Annotated in this window: 16 protein-coding genes, 1 tRNA gene and 1 pseudogene; 12 read left to right on the top strand and 6 right to left on the bottom strand. The window is 58.4% G+C overall.

What is annotated here, in order from left to right; genetic code table 11:
- The first annotated feature begins 16 nt into the window (after positions 1-16).
- Positions 17-1,531 carry a murein biosynthesis integral membrane protein MurJ gene (gene murJ / locus IF204_RS00865; protein WP_194093918.1) on the top strand — a complete coding sequence of 505 codons (1,515 nt, stop codon included), beginning with the start codon at positions 17-19 and terminating at the stop codon, positions 1,529-1,531.
- A 5-nt stretch (positions 1,532-1,536) separates the two neighbouring features.
- Here the strand turns inward: murJ and IF204_RS00860 are convergent, their stop codons facing one another.
- Positions 1,537-2,940, bottom strand: coding sequence for a hypothetical protein (locus tag IF204_RS00860; RefSeq protein ID WP_194093916.1), 1,404 nt, complete (start codon positions 2,938-2,940; stop codon positions 1,537-1,539).
- Positions 2,941-3,568: 628 nt separating this feature from the next.
- Between IF204_RS00860 and IF204_RS20315 the strand changes: the two genes are divergently transcribed.
- The 4 genes from IF204_RS20315 to IF204_RS20300 all read left to right on the top strand — a co-directional run bounded on the left by IF204_RS20315 (position 3,569) and on the right by IF204_RS20300 (position 4,683).
- Positions 3,569-3,781 carry a hypothetical protein gene (locus IF204_RS20315; RefSeq protein WP_407658872.1) on the top strand — a complete coding sequence of 71 codons (213 nt, stop codon included), beginning with the start codon at positions 3,569-3,571 and terminating at the stop codon, positions 3,779-3,781.
- The gene (locus IF204_RS20310; protein ID WP_407658871.1) at positions 3,762-4,223 is read left to right on the top strand and encodes a helix-turn-helix domain-containing protein; all 462 of its coding nucleotides are present in this window, start codon (positions 3,762-3,764) and stop codon (positions 4,221-4,223) included. Before IF204_RS20315 ends, IF204_RS20310 begins: the two co-directional genes overlap by 20 nt.
- On the top strand, positions 4,139-4,459 hold the full coding sequence (locus IF204_RS20305; RefSeq protein WP_407658870.1) for a DDE-type integrase/transposase/recombinase: 321 nt from the start codon (positions 4,139-4,141) through the stop codon (positions 4,457-4,459). The genes IF204_RS20310 and IF204_RS20305 overlap by 85 nt, the downstream gene beginning before the upstream one ends.
- A gap of 65 nt (positions 4,460-4,524) precedes the next feature.
- The gene (locus IF204_RS20300; RefSeq protein WP_407658869.1) at positions 4,525-4,683 is read left to right on the top strand and encodes an integrase core domain-containing protein; all 159 of its coding nucleotides are present in this window, start codon (positions 4,525-4,527) and stop codon (positions 4,681-4,683) included.
- 381 nt (positions 4,684-5,064) lie between these two features.
- Here the strand turns inward: IF204_RS20300 and IF204_RS00850 are convergent.
- A pseudogene (locus IF204_RS00850) lies at positions 5,065-5,777 on the bottom strand (IS5 family transposase); the annotation flags it as partial.
- 248 nt (positions 5,778-6,025) lie between these two features.
- Positions 6,026-6,115 (bottom strand) — tRNA-Ser (locus IF204_RS00845).
- 238 nt (positions 6,116-6,353) lie between these two features.
- Here IF204_RS00845 and IF204_RS00840 point away from each other — a divergent pair.
- From IF204_RS00840 to IF204_RS00810, 7 genes are read left to right on the top strand one after another with little or no spacing between them, the layout of a single operon-like run.
- Positions 6,354-7,244, top strand: a complete 891-nt coding sequence (locus IF204_RS00840; protein WP_194093914.1) for an SPOR domain-containing protein — start codon at positions 6,354-6,356, stop codon at positions 7,242-7,244.
- 11 nt (positions 7,245-7,255) lie between these two features.
- Positions 7,256-8,443: a D-alanyl-D-alanine carboxypeptidase family protein gene (locus IF204_RS00835; protein ID WP_194093912.1), complete on the top strand. Its 1,188-nt coding sequence runs from the start codon at positions 7,256-7,258 to the stop codon at positions 8,441-8,443.
- On the top strand, positions 8,440-9,069 hold the full coding sequence (gene tmk, locus IF204_RS00830) for a dTMP kinase (RefSeq protein ID WP_167637533.1): 630 nt from the start codon (positions 8,440-8,442) through the stop codon (positions 9,067-9,069). The genes IF204_RS00835 and tmk overlap by 4 nt, the downstream gene beginning before the upstream one ends.
- On the top strand, positions 9,066-10,175 hold the full coding sequence (locus IF204_RS00825) for a DNA polymerase III subunit delta' (RefSeq protein ID WP_194093910.1): 1,110 nt from the start codon (positions 9,066-9,068) through the stop codon (positions 10,173-10,175). The genes tmk and IF204_RS00825 overlap by 4 nt, the downstream gene beginning before the upstream one ends.
- A gap of 6 nt (positions 10,176-10,181) precedes the next feature.
- Positions 10,182-10,970: a TatD family hydrolase gene (locus IF204_RS00820; protein WP_194093909.1), complete on the top strand. Its 789-nt coding sequence runs from the start codon at positions 10,182-10,184 to the stop codon at positions 10,968-10,970.
- Positions 10,967-11,767, top strand: a complete 801-nt coding sequence (locus IF204_RS00815) for an MBL fold metallo-hydrolase (protein ID WP_194093907.1) — start codon at positions 10,967-10,969, stop codon at positions 11,765-11,767. Before IF204_RS00820 ends, IF204_RS00815 begins: the two co-directional genes overlap by 4 nt.
- A gap of 32 nt (positions 11,768-11,799) precedes the next feature.
- Positions 11,800-12,729 carry an AEC family transporter gene (locus IF204_RS00810; RefSeq protein ID WP_194093905.1) on the top strand — a complete coding sequence of 310 codons (930 nt, stop codon included), beginning with the start codon at positions 11,800-11,802 and terminating at the stop codon, positions 12,727-12,729.
- A 36-nt stretch (positions 12,730-12,765) separates the two neighbouring features.
- Here IF204_RS00810 and IF204_RS00805 read toward each other — a convergent pair whose 3' ends face one another.
- From IF204_RS00805 to IF204_RS00795, 3 genes are all read right to left on the bottom strand, one after another.
- Positions 12,766-13,659, bottom strand: coding sequence for an ABC transporter permease (locus IF204_RS00805; RefSeq protein WP_194093903.1), 894 nt, complete (start codon positions 13,657-13,659; stop codon positions 12,766-12,768).
- A gap of 4 nt (positions 13,660-13,663) precedes the next feature.
- Positions 13,664-15,202, bottom strand: a complete 1,539-nt coding sequence (locus IF204_RS00800) for an ABC transporter permease (protein ID WP_194093901.1) — start codon at positions 15,200-15,202, stop codon at positions 13,664-13,666.
- 89 nt (positions 15,203-15,291) lie between these two features.
- The gene (locus IF204_RS00795) at positions 15,292-16,398 is read right to left on the bottom strand and encodes an extracellular solute-binding protein (protein ID WP_194093899.1); all 1,107 of its coding nucleotides are present in this window, start codon (positions 16,396-16,398) and stop codon (positions 15,292-15,294) included.
- Positions 16,399-16,445: the final 47 nt, after the last annotated feature.

Here is a 16,445-nt window from a genome sequence, read left to right as displayed (position 1 = left end):
TGGTGGAGTTACACCGGTGAGCATCCTGCGCACCTCCGTTGCGTTGACGCTCCTTGCGCTCCTGTCACGGATCTTGGGTTTGGGACGTGATCTGACTGTCGCGTGGGTCTTCGGCGCCAATGCCGAGACCGACGCGTTCTACATCGCTTCTAGCATCGCAAACGCGGCCTATGTGGTGATCGCAGCCTCGCTTACGAGCGTCACGATCCCGCTTCTGACACGCCGTGCCGACCCTGACGTGAAGGCGGACAACTATTTCTACGGCGGGCTTGTGAACCTTGTCTTTCTGGTTCTGGCGGGCTTGGCGGCGCTTGGCGTCAGCAATGCGGACAGGATCGCCAGGATTCTTGCCTCGGAGGCTAGCGAAGCCATGATCGCGCAAACCGCCGACTATATCGCGGTGCTGATGCCCACGATTGCCCTGCTTGGCACCGCGGGGATGTTTTCGGGTTTACTGAACTACAACCGGGTATTCTTACCAGTAGCGTTTGCCCCAGTGCTGCTCAACCTTTCCGTTGTGCTTAACGTGGTGCTGTTTGGGCGACAATTCGGTCTCGAGGCGGCGGTATTCGGTACATTTCTTGGCGCAGTTCTGTTTCTCGCCGTACAAACCCCAGTCTTCTACCGGACCGGATATCGACATATTTGGCGGCTAGCTCTGCGAGGGTCCGCCACGCGCGAATTCCTTGCTTCGGCCTGGCCGGTGATCGCGGTAGCGCTCGTTTCTTATGCCTATGCCTTCGTGGACATTTCGGTGGGCGTGCGGATCGGCGAGGGCACCGTGACCGGAGTCAACATTGCTTCGAAGCTTATCCAGTTGCCGCAGGGCATTCTCGCTATGGGACTGACCACAGCGGCCTACCCCCTAGTAGCGCGACTGGTCGAGGCCGGAAATCAAGGTGCGGCGGCTGTGCTGACGCGCAAGCTGGCCGTGATCATCGTGCTCTTTTCAACTGTTGCGGCGGTGCTCATACTTGTCCAATCTGATCTTATCGTTTCCGTCGTATTCGGTCACGGGACCTTTCCCCCTCAGGCCGCCGCAATGACTTCAGATATCCTCGCGGTTCTGGCCCTCGCATTGCCAGCATTAGCACTCAACGTGACCCTGCTGCGGGTGCTTTATGCCGCGCGCGACTGGATGACACCACTTGTCGCAGTCTTGATCGCCTTCGTGGTCAAGGTCGTCTCGGCCTATGCACTGCTGGGTCGGTTCGGGATCGACGCCATCGCACTTTCGACGGTGGTATCGGTCAACTTCAATGCTGTCCTACTTATGCTGTTCATTAATCACCGGGTCGCGCGGCCGTTTAATGCCAATTTCTGGGCAAGTGCGGCGAAGGTCATGGCGGCGAGTGTCGTCATCGGAGCACTGCTGTCAGGGTTGCGCTACATGACAGGTGAGTGGCTGTCCGAGATCCCCGACATCGTCGTCTTTTTCGGGATCAGCTTGACAGGGACAGCCCTGTTTGCGGTTGCTGCCTTAGGCTTGTTGCGGAAAGAGGTGGGCTATCTGAGCAACCTCGGCCGCTGATATAGCTAGATCCGAACACGCAGCAGGAGCCGCCAAATTGCTAGGGGTACTATAACCAGAGCAAAGACCAGTTCGCTTTCGGTGAATCCCGTATAAATATAAAATTTGAACACGAAGAAATAAAGAAAGGCGCTGAAGAACAAGGTCTGCCAGAAAGGGTATCCGCGCCGGATCATGCGGGTGTAGGCAACCCCGAACCAAGCCCCGAGAGGAATGAAAGCGAGAAACCCCAGGTATCCGAAGTTGATATAAAGCTCGCCAGCAAGTGGCGCACCGGGGTTCCCTGCATCCATGCTGCCAGAAAAAATTATACCCTGCAGGATTTCGGAGGCATTCTGGATGGGCGAAAAGCCAAAGAACCGACCCAGTATGCGGCTTGGATATGCCAAAAACGGCATACCCCAAAGCAGATCGTTGCCAGACTGATCCGCGAAATACTCTGTAAACATTACCATCGAAACGTCCATGCGGTTAAAATCGCGCAAAAAACGCCAAAAGTCGAGCGAACCCGAACCGCCAGCGCGAAATACCGCCATTACCGTGAACCCAAGAACGAGAGCCACCACAACGCTCACAACGACAACCCTTAAGAGCAAGCCAAAGCGTTTCATCTCCTCTCCGCGTGCCTGCAGCCAAAGCGACAGGATGAAGAGGATCAACGGAAGCACAGCCTTTTCGCGCGAAGCTTGCGTAACAATAAGAAACGCCGCCGCTAGTAGCATCAGGACGATGGCACACGCGATCTTGGTTATCCCTTTCCGGTTATAAATCATCGTCAATGCCAACACGCTTGGGGCGGTCATTAGCGCCATGCCGACATAGTAGAAGGGGCTAGAGCTCTCGCGCCACTCTCGCCGAGAAGCAATGCTCGACATCTGGTTCAGCACCGCGTCGATCCCACCGATACTAAGCGCATATGCCAACATACCGAGAAAGCCGAGGCAAATGGCCGCCACTAGCATGATGATGCCAACGCCCGTGGGGACAAACTGGCGCGACTGGGCGACCCTCGGTACGGTGTCCTCACGCAACTGCCCCATCAGAAAGCCAAGTTGGAAAAGGGGGACCGGTAAAACCGAGAAATATGTCGTGACCGCGAGGCTGTGCGAGAAATCCGAGACCGAAAAGAATTGCTGGTACCATTTTCCCAGTTCAGAAACCTGCAGGTAAAATAGCGAAAAAACCGGGAAGAACAGCAAAGCCAATGAGGCCATCAATTGCGGCGGTGCGAGCAGATCGCCGTTGGAAGACGGGATGATGACGACCAGAACGCAGATCAGCGCCGACAGGATCAGGGAAAGCTGGTCTTTTTCGAGGCTAGGAGCCGCAAAAAGCAACATAGTCTGAAAAACGAGGATACAAGCGATCGCTGCAACCAACAAAGTCGTGAATGAAAATCGATATAACAAAAGCTAGTTCCTGAAATGACTGCACTATGGCAGTGCTAGACCTCTTGACTATGTTCAAGACAGTGAAATGGTCAAGGGGCAAGCGCTCGAAGCAGATCGACCATGAGACCGGCGGTCTGTGATGACACGCCAAATTTGCTAAGGTTTTGCCACTAATCCGAGTGATTCTGCAGGCGTTGGAATGGATAATACGCTTGATGAAGGCGACGGCTATAGAAATTAATCCAGTCGCGGTTGGCGCGCGCCGCGTGTTGGTTATTTTCGAAGCGACGGCGATCGACTTGGGAAAAAAACTGAGCTACCCCTCACCGAATTTAAGAGACTTGAATGAGCTATAGAATACAGTCTGCTGATCTCTCATGAGAAGCGGATCGGTCATGTCGATACGGACACATTCCTTGTCTGACGTCAGCCCCCAAGGTTCCAAATAGAGTCATTTTCTAAGAGAGGGTTTGTCACTCATCGTGGCCACCGAGGAGTGGGAGATGAGAAAGACAGCTAAGAGCCTCGGCGAGAAGATCGTCAAAGACATCAAGCGTGCAACGCGCAAGCATTATTCATTTGAAGAGAAGATCCGGATTGTTTTGGATGAGCTGGCAGCATTGCCAAACTGTGCCGTCGCGAAGGGATGTCCCAAGGTATCTATTACATGTGGTCAAAGGACTTCATGGAAGCAGGTGAGAAGCGGCTTGCTGGGGATACGGCGCGCGCTGCAAACACTGATGAGGTCAAGGAATTGCGCCGCGAGGCAAAGGATCTCAAAGAGGTGATTGCGAAGCAGACGCTTGAACTGCGTCTTCTCAAAGAAAACATGCGCGGGGATGGGGGCGACCACGAATGAGATACCCTGCATCAGAGAAGTTGGAGGTCATCCGGCTGGTCGAAGAAAGTCAACTGCCAGCGCGTCAGACTTTGGCCAAACTGGGAACCCCACAGACGACATCTACCGTTGGTATGATCGTTATTTGCAACGCGGTGAGGCTGGATTGCAGGATCAATCTCCCAAGCCGAAGCACGTCTGGAACCGTGTTCCTGACGAGATGAAGCGCAAGGTTGTCGACCTCGCCTTGAAAGAGGCAGAGCTGTCGCCGCGCGAATTGGCAACGACGTTTACGGATCAAGAACGGTATTTTGTCTCGGAATCTATTGTATATCGCGTACTGAGGGCCCATGATTTGATCACCAGTCCTGCATCATTGTGCTCAAGGCGGCAAATGAGTTCCAGCACAGGACGACGGCCATCAATCAGCTTTGGCAAACTGACTTCACCTATATCAACCTGATGGGATGGGGCTGGTTTTACCTCAGCACTGATCTTGGCGAATACAGCCGCTACATCGTCTCTTGGAAACTTTGCACGACCATGCGGGCTGAAGGCGTGACCAACACGCTGGACTTGGCGTTGCAGGCATCTGGCTGCGATCAAGTTCTGATGTTCACAAGCCACGTCTGCTCAGCGACAACGGATCCAGTTATGTCTCGTGCGATCTGGCAGAATGGTTGCAAAACAAAGGCATGAAGCACTCTCGTGGTGCGCCTTATCATCCGCAAACCCAAGGCAAGATCGAACGCTGGCATTGAACTTTGAAGAACCGCATCCGGCTGGAAAACTACTTCCTGCCTAGCAATCTCCAAGCGCAGATCACGGCCTTTGTCGATCACTACAATCACCAGCGCTATCACGAGAGCACCAACAACGTCACACCGGCCGACGTCTACTTCGGCTGGGAAAAGCCATTCTAAAACAAGGTGAAAGGATCAAAAGAAAGACCCTCGAAACGCGACACTTGCATCATAGAAAGCACGCAACATAATTAGGCCGACCAGATGAGCCAAACTCTCTCTCAGATTAGGCCGATCCTGGTCCCCAAAATCCTGACGACGGACACATCGCGAAATTTAGTACTACCCATCGCCACTGCACTTGCTCCGAAATTTGGTCAATCACCCACAATAAAGTGATCCCCCAACCCGTCATAGAAAAACAAACTCTACCGAAACAGTGACAGTCACCCTAATAATAGAGGCACCAATCTGCGCAAAGGCACTTCAAAGGCACTTGTCGAAAGAAAAATTGAAAGATCGACCGCCCTGCATTGCTCCGCCAGATATTCAGATATCTGATCACCTTTCTTGTCTAACTCGGAGAATATATGACCAATAAATGATAAGAGCCGCCAAGGCGATGGCCGAGAGCCATACTTTCGGAGATCGGCCATAGCGGGTCGCAGCACGTCTATCGTCTTTGTGCCTGCCGAACGTTAGCTCGATCCGGTTGCAGCATTTGTAACAGCTCTATCATATTTAAGGGACGTATTGTGTTGCATCAGGCCTGCATCCCCCTGTCATACAACGCTTCTCGGACCCAATTGGCGTCATAGCCGCGGTCCCCGAGCAGCCACGCGACCTTAGGCGAACGCTTAGTATCGACCGCACACCGATCTGATCTAGTCGCAGAACTGCCCAGCAGTGACAAACAGGCTGAGCCGTCGCCTTCGGATTTCACAAACGAAACGCAAGACTGTATTCATACCGCTCTTGTTTCATTGATCAAGCGGCCGCCCCCATCCTCGCGGCCACGCTATTCGAGATGCGGTTTGCCTTATAAGTAGGTCGCGTTGATCATCACAGCCTTTTTTCTCACCGTGTTCGATAGGCTAACCGACCGTTATTTCTGTGAAGGTGCCTTTCTCGTTTCAGCGTTTTCACTCGCTGTTGAGCATCTTATTTGGACCATAGGCGACAGGAATATCGCGCCAAAACAAGCCATTGCGCTTGATAAAAATACGAATTTAGCTTAGCATCCGCCTGTCATGGACTGGTATCTTACCATGCGTCTATAAACAAAAGGGGAAGCCTTGGCTTTCTACCTGATGGCGGGCCAGAAAAGATCGCCTACTCCGCCGCTCATTTTTCGGAGCCGTAAATCACGCGACGCAACAGAAATCGACATATCCTGGCTCCGACAAAATGACAACGACTGTCGCAGCTAGATAGCTGCAACTCGAGTCTAGCGCTACACGCAAACGGCCGCGGAAAGCTCGGTTATGTTTACATTCGGGCACGAAATAGGAGCCCTGAAGTTTGGCGGAAGCGGTGGGATTCGAACCCACGGTAGAGTTTCCCCTACGCTGGTTTTCAAGACCAGAGCCTTAAACCACTCGGCCACACTTCCGCTCGGCGCACCGCTGGTGCGCTTGGTGAGCGGTAGATAGCGGGTTGCTTGAGCCTTCACAACCCCGTCAGATGTGCCGTTTCGCGGTGGCGGAAACGGGCCGGATGATGTGCAAGAGACTTCAAATATATGAGGCGCAGCGCTAAGGTGATTGCAAATGGCCTTGCTTTGCTGGGTCACGGGCAGAAAAAACGCCGAAAAAGGCGCGCGGTTCGCCGCAACAGGTAAAGGGGCACTCATGTCTGGCAAGGTTATGGCACACTTCCGCACGACGGTTCTGTCGGTTGCGGCTCTCGCTTTTGTGGCGGGGTGCTCCAAAGACGGCGGCATGTCTTTCTTCAGCAAAAACAACGGCTCGGACGAGGCGGTGGTTGTCGAAGAGAACCGCTCGGTTGAACTGATCGAACGCGATGTCGAAGCGCCGCAGGTGTTTCAGGTCACCGAAAACGGTCTCTGGGACGGTCGTCCGTCGCTGGGCGGTGTCTGGGTGGCTCATCCCGACGTGCAGGACCCCGAGCGCGTGATTGTGCGCAACCTCGACAACGGAAAGTTCGTGATCGGCGCCCTGTTCCGCCGCGAGCGTGAGAACCCCGGCCCTGCCCTGCAAGCGTCCTCGGACGCAGCGGCTGCGCTGGGAATGCTCGCCGGTGCGCCTGCTGAGCTGCAAGTGACCGCCCTTCGCCGCGAGGAAGCGCCTGCGCAAATGGCTGAAGCAACGGCGACCTTTGACGAGGGCGAAGAGATCGAGACTATGACGCTCGATCCGATTGCTGGTGCCGAAGCGGCCATCGCAGCGGCGGAAGCTGCCGAGGCCACCGCAGCAGCCCCTACCCCGATGCCGGAGGCTGCGCCAGCACCCGAGACGCCCGCGCCCGCCGCGCCAGCGTCGTCTGATCTTGCAAAGCCGTTCATTCAGATCGGCATCTTCTCCATTGAGGAGAACGCGACACGCACCGCAGATCGCCTGCGTACGACCGGTATCGTGCCGACCGTGCTGGAACAATCGAGCCAAGGCCGTACCTTCTGGCGTGTCATCGTTGGCCCTGCCGCGACCGAGGCGGAACGTGCCGACCTGCTGACACGCATCAAGGCGCAAGGCTTCACTGATGCTTACTTCGTAACAAACTGAGGGACCTCACCATGAAACTCCTCACCCGACTGATCGCAGTTTTCACCATCGCCGTCGCGACCACCGCAGGCGCACAGAGCTTCGAGACGCAAGCCCGCGCGGCCTACGTCTATGACATCACCACCGGCGTGACGCTGCTGGAAAAGAACGCGGATGTGCCGCTGCCGCCCGCGTCCATGTCGAAGCTGATGACGCTCTACATGACCTTCGAGGCCATCGCCGACGGTCGCCTGCAGCCCGAGGACGAACTGCTCGTCTCGCAGCACGCCATGAACTACGAGGGCTCCTCGATGTTCCTGCGGTCGGGCGAGCGCGTGAAGGTCGAAGACCTGATCCGCGGCGTGATCGTCCTGTCCGGCAATGATGCGAGCGCCGTTCTGGCCGAAGCGCTGTCCCCCGATGGCACCGAGGCAGGCTTTGCCCGCATGATGACCGAGCGCGCCAAGCAGCTGGGCATGAACAATTCGGCCTTCGCCAACTCCAACGGCTGGCCGGACCCGATCCAGCGTATGTCGGTGCATGATCTCGGCATCCTCGCGACGCGCATCATCGAAGATTTCCCGACCTTCTATCCGATCTTCGCCGAAGAGAGCTTCGAGTTCGATGGCCGCGTTCCGTCGAACAGCCAGAACCGTAACCCGATCCTCGGCCTTGGCCTTGGCGCGGACGGTCTGAAAACCGGTCACACGGCAGAAGCTGGTTACGGCCTCGTCGGTTCGGCTCGCCAAGGTGACCGCCGCGTTGTGTTCGTTATCGCCGGTCTCGATACTGCCGCCGCGCGTGCCGAAGAAGGCGAGCGCATTCTGAACTGGGCCTTTCGCCACTTTGCCGAAAAGCAGATCGTAGAGGCGGGCACCCGTATTGCCTCCGCAGACGTCTGGATGGGCGAAGCTGGCTCGGTCGGCCTGACCGTTGCAGAAGACCTCAACATGCTGGTTCCCATCATGAACCAAGGCACCGTGGACGCCGAAGTTGTCTATGACGCCCCGATCCAAGCGCCGGTCACGCAGGGCCAGCAGCTTGGCGAACTGGTCATCAAGCTCGACGAGAACCTGCCTGACGTGCGCGTTCCGTTGATCGCGGATGCAAATGTCGCGACCGGAGGCTTTGGCGTTCGGCTGAAAACTGCTGTAAACGTGCTTCTCGACAAGGTTGCCGAAGAACCGGCAACTGACGACATGGCGGAAAGCAACACGTGACGACACAGGATACCGGCCTGCTGGTAACGTTCGAAGGTATCGACGGCTCCGGCAAATCGACGCAAGCACGGCGACTGGCCGAGAGACTGCAAGCCAAAGGGCACGAGGTCGTTCTGACCCGCGAACCCGGTGGCAGCGAAGGCGCGGAGGAAATCCGCGCCCTTTTGCTGACTGGCGATACGAACCGCTGGTCGGCAGAGACCGAGATCCTGCTCTTTACCGCTGCGCGCCGCGATCACCTTGAAAAGACGATCCGCCCTGCGCTGGCCGCAGGTAAGACCGTGATCTGCGACCGCTTCGCCGACAGCACCCGCGTCTATCAGGGCGCCACGCGGGGCGACCTGCGGGGCACCGTCGACAGTCTGCACCAGATCATGATCGGTCAGGAACCGGACCTTACCTTTATCATCGACATGGACCCGAAGGTCGCACTGGAACGTGGCCTCGCCCGCAACTCCGGCGAGGACCGTTTCGAAGACTTCGGCCTCGGTTTTCAGGAAACGCTGCGCCACGGCTTTCTGTCGATCGCGCACCAAAACCCCGAACGCTGCATCGTGGTGGATGGCAACCGCCCGCTCGAACAGGTCGGCGCTGAAGTGCTCGCCATCTACGAGGAGCGCGCATGAGCGCGGACATCCCCGAACCCGACCGGATCGAAGGCGCACCGCATCCCCGCGAAACCCTGCGCCTTTTCGGTCAGCAAAAGGCAGAGGAGACATTCCTTGAGGCCTTCAATTCGGGCCGTCTGCATTCAGGCTGGATGATCACCGGTCCGCAAGGGATCGGCAAAGCCACCCTCGCCTACCGGATCGCCGCGTTCCTATTGACCGATGACGGCGGCGGTATGTTCGGCGGCCCTGCGACCTCGCTCACCGTCGATCCGAACCACCCCGAACTTGCGCTGATCCAAGCCAGCAGCCATCCGCGCCTCGCCGTCATTCGCCGTCCGCTTAATCAAGACACGGGCAAGCTGAGGGCAGAGATCACTGCAGAGCCTGTGCGTGACCTCAAACGGTTCTTCCAGATGTCGTCGACAGACGGCGGCCGCCGCGTGGTCATCGTCGACTCTGCCGACGAGATGAACGTGACCGCCGCAAACTCGATCCTGAAGGAGCTCGAAGAGCCCCCTGCCCGCACGACGCTGCTGCTCCTGTCGCACCAGCCCTCGCGCCTATTGCCCACCATCCGCTCCCGTTGCCGCGAACTACGCTGTTCGCCGCTTGGCACAGCCGACATGGCCTCCGCCCTCGAACAGGCGGGTGTGCGAACCGATGCGCCGGATGCACTTGCCGCCCTCTCGGCTGGCTCTGTCGGTGAAGCGATCCGCCTCGTAAACCTCGACGGTCTGCCGCTCTACGCGGAATTGGTGAAGCTCTTTTCCGAGATGCCGAACATGTCCCGCCCCGCCGCGATCCGCCTTGCCGAAAGCTGCGCAGGCAAAGCGGGCGAGCAGCGCTATCCGCTGATGCTCGACCTGATCGACCTGTTCCTTGCCCGCACCGCGCGCGCTGGCCTGACCGGCAAACCCACGTCGCAAGGCGCATCCGGTGAAGCCCTCCTGCTCGCCCGCCTGTCCCCCGACGCCCGTGCCGCTCGCAAATGGGCAGAACTTCAACAGGAGTTGTCGCTTCGTGTGCGCAGAGGCAGGGCTGTCAACCTTGACCCTACCGCATTGATCCTAGATATGCTTTTCAGGATCGAAGAGACGGCCCGCGCCGTCACCAACGCCTGAGGTCGCATGTCCCGCCCCACCATCGTCGATAGCCACTGCCATCTGGACTTCCCCGATTTCGAAGGCCAGCTCGATACCATCGTCCAGAACGCTCTGGACGCGGGCGTCGAACGTATGGTGTCGATCTGCACGAAGAAGGCGGGCCTCGATAACGTCAAAGCCATCGCCGCCACCTACCCCGAGGTGTTCTACGCCTACGGCATCCACCCGATGAGCGCGGCGAGCCACGAGCCCGTCACGGTCGAGGATCTGGTCGCCGAGGCAGCGCACCCGAAAATGGTCGGCATCGGCGAAACGGGCCTCGATTACCACTACACGCCCGACAGCGCCGAGGTGCAGAAATCCTCGCTGCGCATCCACATCGAAGCCGCGCAGAAAACCGGCCTGCCGCTCATCATCCATTCGCGCGATGCGGACGACGATATGGCCGCCATCCTGCGCGAAGGCTATGACAAGGCGCCCTATTCCTGCGTCATGCACTGCTTCTCGTCTGGTCCGGAACTGGCGAAAGCCGCGCTGGAGATGGGCTTTTACCTGTCGATGTCCGGCATCGCGACCTTCCCGAAATCGCAGGACGTGCGCGATATCTTCGCCGCCGCTCCGATCGACCGTATCCTGGTGGAAACCGACAGCCCGTACCTCGCGCCCAAGCCCTATCGCGGCAAGCGCAACGAGCCCGCCTACAGCGTCCACACCGCTGCCGTCGGCGCAGAGGTCTTCGGCATGAGCTACGACGACTTCGCCGCTGCCACGACCGCGAACTTCGACCGTCTGTTCTCCAAGGCAAAGCTATGATCGCGCGCCTAGACGTCACCATTCTGGGCTGCGGCTCGTCCGGCGGGGTGCCCCGCATCGGTGGCATCTGGGGCGACTGTGATCCGGCCAACCCGAAGAACCGCCGCCGCCGCTGTTCGCTGCTGGTTCAGCGCATCACCGAGGCAGGCACCACGCGCGTTCTGATCGACACCAGCCCCGACATGAAGGATCAACTGGTCGATGCGGGCGTCGGAGTGCTGGATGCGGTGATCTACACCCACGCACACGCCGACCACACCCACGGCCTCGATGACCTGCGCCAGATCGTGTTCAACACCGGCGAGCGCCTTCAGGTCTGGGCCGATGGAGACACCTCCGAAAGCCTGCTTGGCCGTTTCGGCTACGCGTTTGTGCAGCCCAAAGGGTCCCCCTACCCGCCCATCTGCGAGCTCAACGGGATTGATGGCGATGTGACCATCACCGGCGCGGGCGGCGACATTACCTTTACGCCATTTTCAGTAAACCACGGCTCGATTGACGCGCTGGGGTTCCGATTTAACGATATCGCCTACCTCCCCGACGTTGCCCATATGAATGACAACGCGTGGCAGGTGGTCGAAGGGCTGGATTGCTGGATCGTGGACGCACTGCGCCGCGCCCCTCACCCGACCCATTCCCATTTGGAACAGACATTAGAGTGGATTGCTCGGGTCGCGCCGAAACAGGCCGTCCTGACCAACATGCACGTCGATCTGGATTACGAGACGGTTGCGGCAGAAGTGCCCAACGGTGTGGTCCCTGCCTTCGACGGCATGACGCTGAGCTTCCCGCTTTGATCTAACGCGGGGCGAGGCCCCTAGAGGCACCTATGATCGCCCTGATCGACATCATCCTTCCCGTCTTCCTCGTGCTTGGCTTCGGCTATTTCGCCGTCTGGAAAGGCTGGTTCAAGGAAACCTCGGTCGATGAGTTGATGAAGTTCGCGCAGAACTTCGCTGTGCCGTGCCTGCTGTTCAAAGGCATCTCCTCCCTCGACCTCGGCGCGCATTTCGACGTCCGTCTACTGTTCAGCTTCTACGCCGGTGCGATCTCGGGCTTCATCGTCGGGATCACCGGCGCGCGGCTGCTGTTCAAGCGCAGCTGGGAAGACTCCATCGCCATCGGCTTTATCGGGCTGTTCTCGAACTCGCTCCTGCTTGGTCTGCCGATTACCGAACGCGCCTATGGATCGGACGCGCTGGCGTCCAACTATGCGATCATCGCGATCCATTCGCCCATTTGCTACGCCATCGGCATCACCACGATGGAGATCGTGAAGAACCGCGGCGGTAAACTCAGTGCCCTCCCTGCTAAGGTCCTGCGGTCCATGTTCCGCAACGCACTGATCCTCGGTATTTCGGCGGGTCTGATCGTGAACCTGACGGGCATCCCGCTCCACAATACCCTGCAAAGCGCGATTGACCTCATGGCCCGCGCCGCGCTACCCGCCGCGCTGTTCGCTCTGGGCGGTGTTCTGGTGCGCTACAAACCGCAGGGCGACCTGCGCACCATCGGCTTTATCGTGTCGGTGTCGCTCGTGCTGCACCCCACTGTCACTTGGCTGCTGGGCACATCGCTGAACCTGTCGACCGAGGGCTTCCGCTCCGCCGTTGTGACTGCCGCTATGGCACCTGGGATCAACGCCTACCTCTTTGCCAATATGTACGGCCACGCGAAACGGGTCGCGGCCTCGGCAGTGCTGATTGGCACGGGTCTGACGGTGCTGACCGCAGCGTTCTGGCTGATGATCCTGCCCTAACAGCCAAAGAAAAAGGGGCCTCTCGGCCCCTTCGTTTTAGCTTGGCGACATACCGCGAAGTCGTTCCGACCTCCGCCGCAGGAGCTCGACCACCAGCAGCAGAATGACCGAGACCGTGATCAGGATCGTCGCGGCTGCGAGGATCGTCGGACTGATCTGTTCGCGCAAACCGATGAACATCTGCCACGGCAGCGTCTTGTTCTGGGCCGAGCCGACGAACAGCACCACAACGACTTCGTCGAACGAGGTGATGAACGCGAACAGCGCACCCGAGATCACGCCCGGCATGATCAGCGGCATCTGCACGCGGAAGAATGTGCGAACCGGACCTGCGCCCATCATAGCCGACGCGCGGGTCAGCGACTTGTCAAAGCCGACGAGCGTGGCCGTCACGGTGATGATGACGAACGGAATGCCCAACGCAGCGTGCGCCAGAACAACGCCCCAGTATTCGCCCGTGAGGGTGAACGGCAGGTAGATCTTTCCGTAGAAAGGCACCGGAATGTACGGGTTCGAGTAGAAGAAATACATGCCCGTGGCCGAGATGATCAGCGGCACGATCATCGGCGAGATGAGCGTGGCCATGATCGCACGGCGTCCGGGAACGTGGCTCTGCGACAGACCGATGGCTGCCAGAGTGCCCAGCGACACCGAAATCAGCGTCGCCACCGGAGCGATCTTCAGCGAGTTCGTCATGGCAAGCTGCCAGTCGGAGTTCGTGAAGAAGTCCGTGTAGTGCTTCAGCGAATACCCTTCGGGATCAAGGCGCAGCATCTCCGGCGTGAAGGTGAAGAAGTTCTGCGCATTGAACGACAGCGGGATGATCACGAGGATCGGCGCGATCAGGAAGAAGAAGATCAGGCCGCAAATCGTGAGGTAGCTGTAGTGCCAAACCCGTTGGGTGGTGCTGGCGTAAATAGGAAGTGCCATGTCATCAACCTCCGAGTTTGACGTTATCGATGCCGACGACGCGGTCGTAGACGTAGTAGAGACCGAGCACGAGGACGAGAAGGATCGAACCCAGCGCAGCCGCCAGACCCCAGTTCAGCGAGGACGAGATGTGGTAGGCGATACGGTTCGAGATGAACACGCCATCCACGCCGCCGACGAGTTCGGGGGTGATGTAGTAGCCGATCGACAGGATGAACACGAGGATCGAGCCCGCGCCGATACCCGGAACCGAGTTCGGGAAATAGACACGCCAGAAGGCAGTCCAGTCATTCGCGCCCATCGATTTGGCGGCGCGGACGTAGGACGGGTTGATCGTCTTCATCACCGAAAACAGCGGCAGGATCATGAACGGCAGCAGAATGTGCGTCATCGCGATGATCGTACCGTTCGCGTTGTTGATTAGCGCAAGGCGGTTGTCGTCACTGACAATGCCGATCCACACGAGAATATCGTTGATCACGCCTTGGTTCTGCAGCAGCACTTTCCATGCCGAAGTACGGACTAGAAGCGAGGTCCAGAACGGTAGAAGTACGAGGATCATCAGCAGGTTAGCCTTGCGTGCCGGCAGGTGCGACAGCAGGTAGGCGATCGGATAACCCAACAGGATACACATGCCGGTAATCGCCAGCGACATCACCATCGTGCGGATGAAGAGCTTGATGTAGATGCGCTCGTCCTCGTCACGCTGGGCAAAACCCTCGGGCGTGGACTGAAGGTCGATGGAGTTCGCGAAGTAACCGGCGGTGTATGGACCCGCGAAGGCTTTGATCGTCGCCCAGATGTCCGGATTGGCCCAGTCTTCGTTGGACTCGATGAACTGCTCCTTGAGCGAGATGTCATCCCAACCCGACACGTCCACGGACGGCAGCACGGGCGGATTCGCGCCAGCAGCGAGGTCATGATAAAGCGCGGTGTAGACGAAATCGGGGATGTCCTCATCAAGCGGGTCGTCGCCCTCTTCGTTCAGGACCTTCACCCAACCAGCGTAAGCATCGGCGGTCTGCGGCAGTGCAGATGCGACGCCATCGTCTGCCATCCACTCGGACCACTGGACCGGATCTTCATACACTTCGTCAGCGTCGACGAACTGGTCGGTGTAGTAATCGGTGTCGAACTTGCCGACATCGCGGCCGGTCGAACGGAAGACCGAAGAAATGCCCGACATTTCAAAGTTCAGGCGCGAGCCCAGACGTGTGTGGGCCTTCTGTTCTTCGGCCAGAGCAAAGTCGGTGTAGAACGCGCGGAACGTCTCTTCGTCGGGTGCTTCGCCGCTTGCGTTGTCCCATTCCTGAAGGGCAACGACTGTGCGGGGCAGCGTATCGGGAACGATATCGTTCTCGACCGAGCGCAGCAGCATGTCGAAGATAGGCGCGATAAAAGTAACAAGAATAAAGAACAGCAGCGGCGCGATAAGCATGAGCGCCCGCACTTTTTGGCGGCGCTGCGCGCGATGCAGGCTCTTTTTGAGGGGGGTACCATCCGCGGCCAGCATCGGCCCGGATTGCGAAGTCGTGTCGGTCATCGTCTGTCCAGTCCCGATGCGCCGCGGCCCCAGGATCGGGACCGCAGCTTTTCAGGTCAGGCCCGACAGAACGTCGGGCCTAAGTCCGATTAGTTGGCGAGCCAGGCTTGGAACTTGGCGTCCAGATCGTCGCGGTAGTCAGCCCAGAAGTCGTACTGGGTGACGAAGACGTTCTTGGAGTTGGCCGGATCGGTCGGCATGTGCGGCGCCATTTCGATGCCGAGCTCAGCGTGCTTACCTACGAGCGGAGCGGACGATGCACGAGCCGGACCGTAGGAGATGTAAGCAGCCTGATCAGCCAGACGCTGGGTGTCGGTTGCGAAGTACAGGAAGTCCATCACGCGAGCGAGGCGGTCTTCCGGCAGGTCTTCGGGGATGACCCAACCGTCGAAGTCGAGCATCTGAGCGTCCCAGAGCATACCGATCGGCTGGTCCTGCTCGGCGATAGCCGAGAACAGACGACCGTTGTAGGTCGAACCCATGACGATTTCGCCGTCAGCCAGCAGCTGCGGAGTTTCGGCAGCAGCAGTCCACCAGATCACGTCGTCCTTGATGGTGTCGAGCTTGGCGAATGCCTGCTCCTGACCTTCTTCGGTCGCCAGAACGTCATAGATGTCGTCCTTGGCTACGCCGTCACAGAGCAGTGCCCATTCCATGTTCGCCAGCGGACGCTTGTTGAGCGCGCGCTTGCCCGGGTACATTTCGGTGTCGAAGATCGCGCAGATGCTTTCCGGCGGGGTGTCGCCGACCATGTCGTTGCGGTAGCCAACGGTGGTCGAGAACACGATCTGCGGGATGAAGCAGTCCGAAACGATCGAGTCGCCGAAGTCGTCTTCAGCCGACGAGCCGTCGTTGCCTTCGGCCAGTTCGTCGTAGTCGACTTCCATGGCCAGACCTTCGTCGCACAGACGCATCGAGTCAGCGGCTTCTACGTCGACGAGGTCCCAAGTGATGTTGCCGGTTTCCGACATAGCGCGGAGCTTGGCAACGGCTTCGGCCGAGCTTTCGTCCCAAACGATGTTCACGTCCGGGTTGGCTTCGAGGTAGGGCTCGACGTAGGCCTTCAGCTGGCTGTTCTGGTAAGCACCGCCCCAGCTGACAATGGTCATGTCAGAGGCCATGTGATCGTCGGCAACCGCAGCACCAGCAGCAACGGTCAGAGCCGAGGTCGCCATAAGAACTTTAGTGAGTTTCATACTTTATACTCCCGTGTTTCCCGGTTGATTTAGTATTGCGACCGCTT

The sequence above is a fragment of the Marivivens aquimaris genome, assembly GCF_015220045.1.
Taxonomy (GTDB): Bacteria; Pseudomonadota; Alphaproteobacteria; order Rhodobacterales; family Rhodobacteraceae; genus Marivivens; species Marivivens aquimaris.
This window is presented reverse-complemented; position numbering and strand designations above follow the sequence as displayed.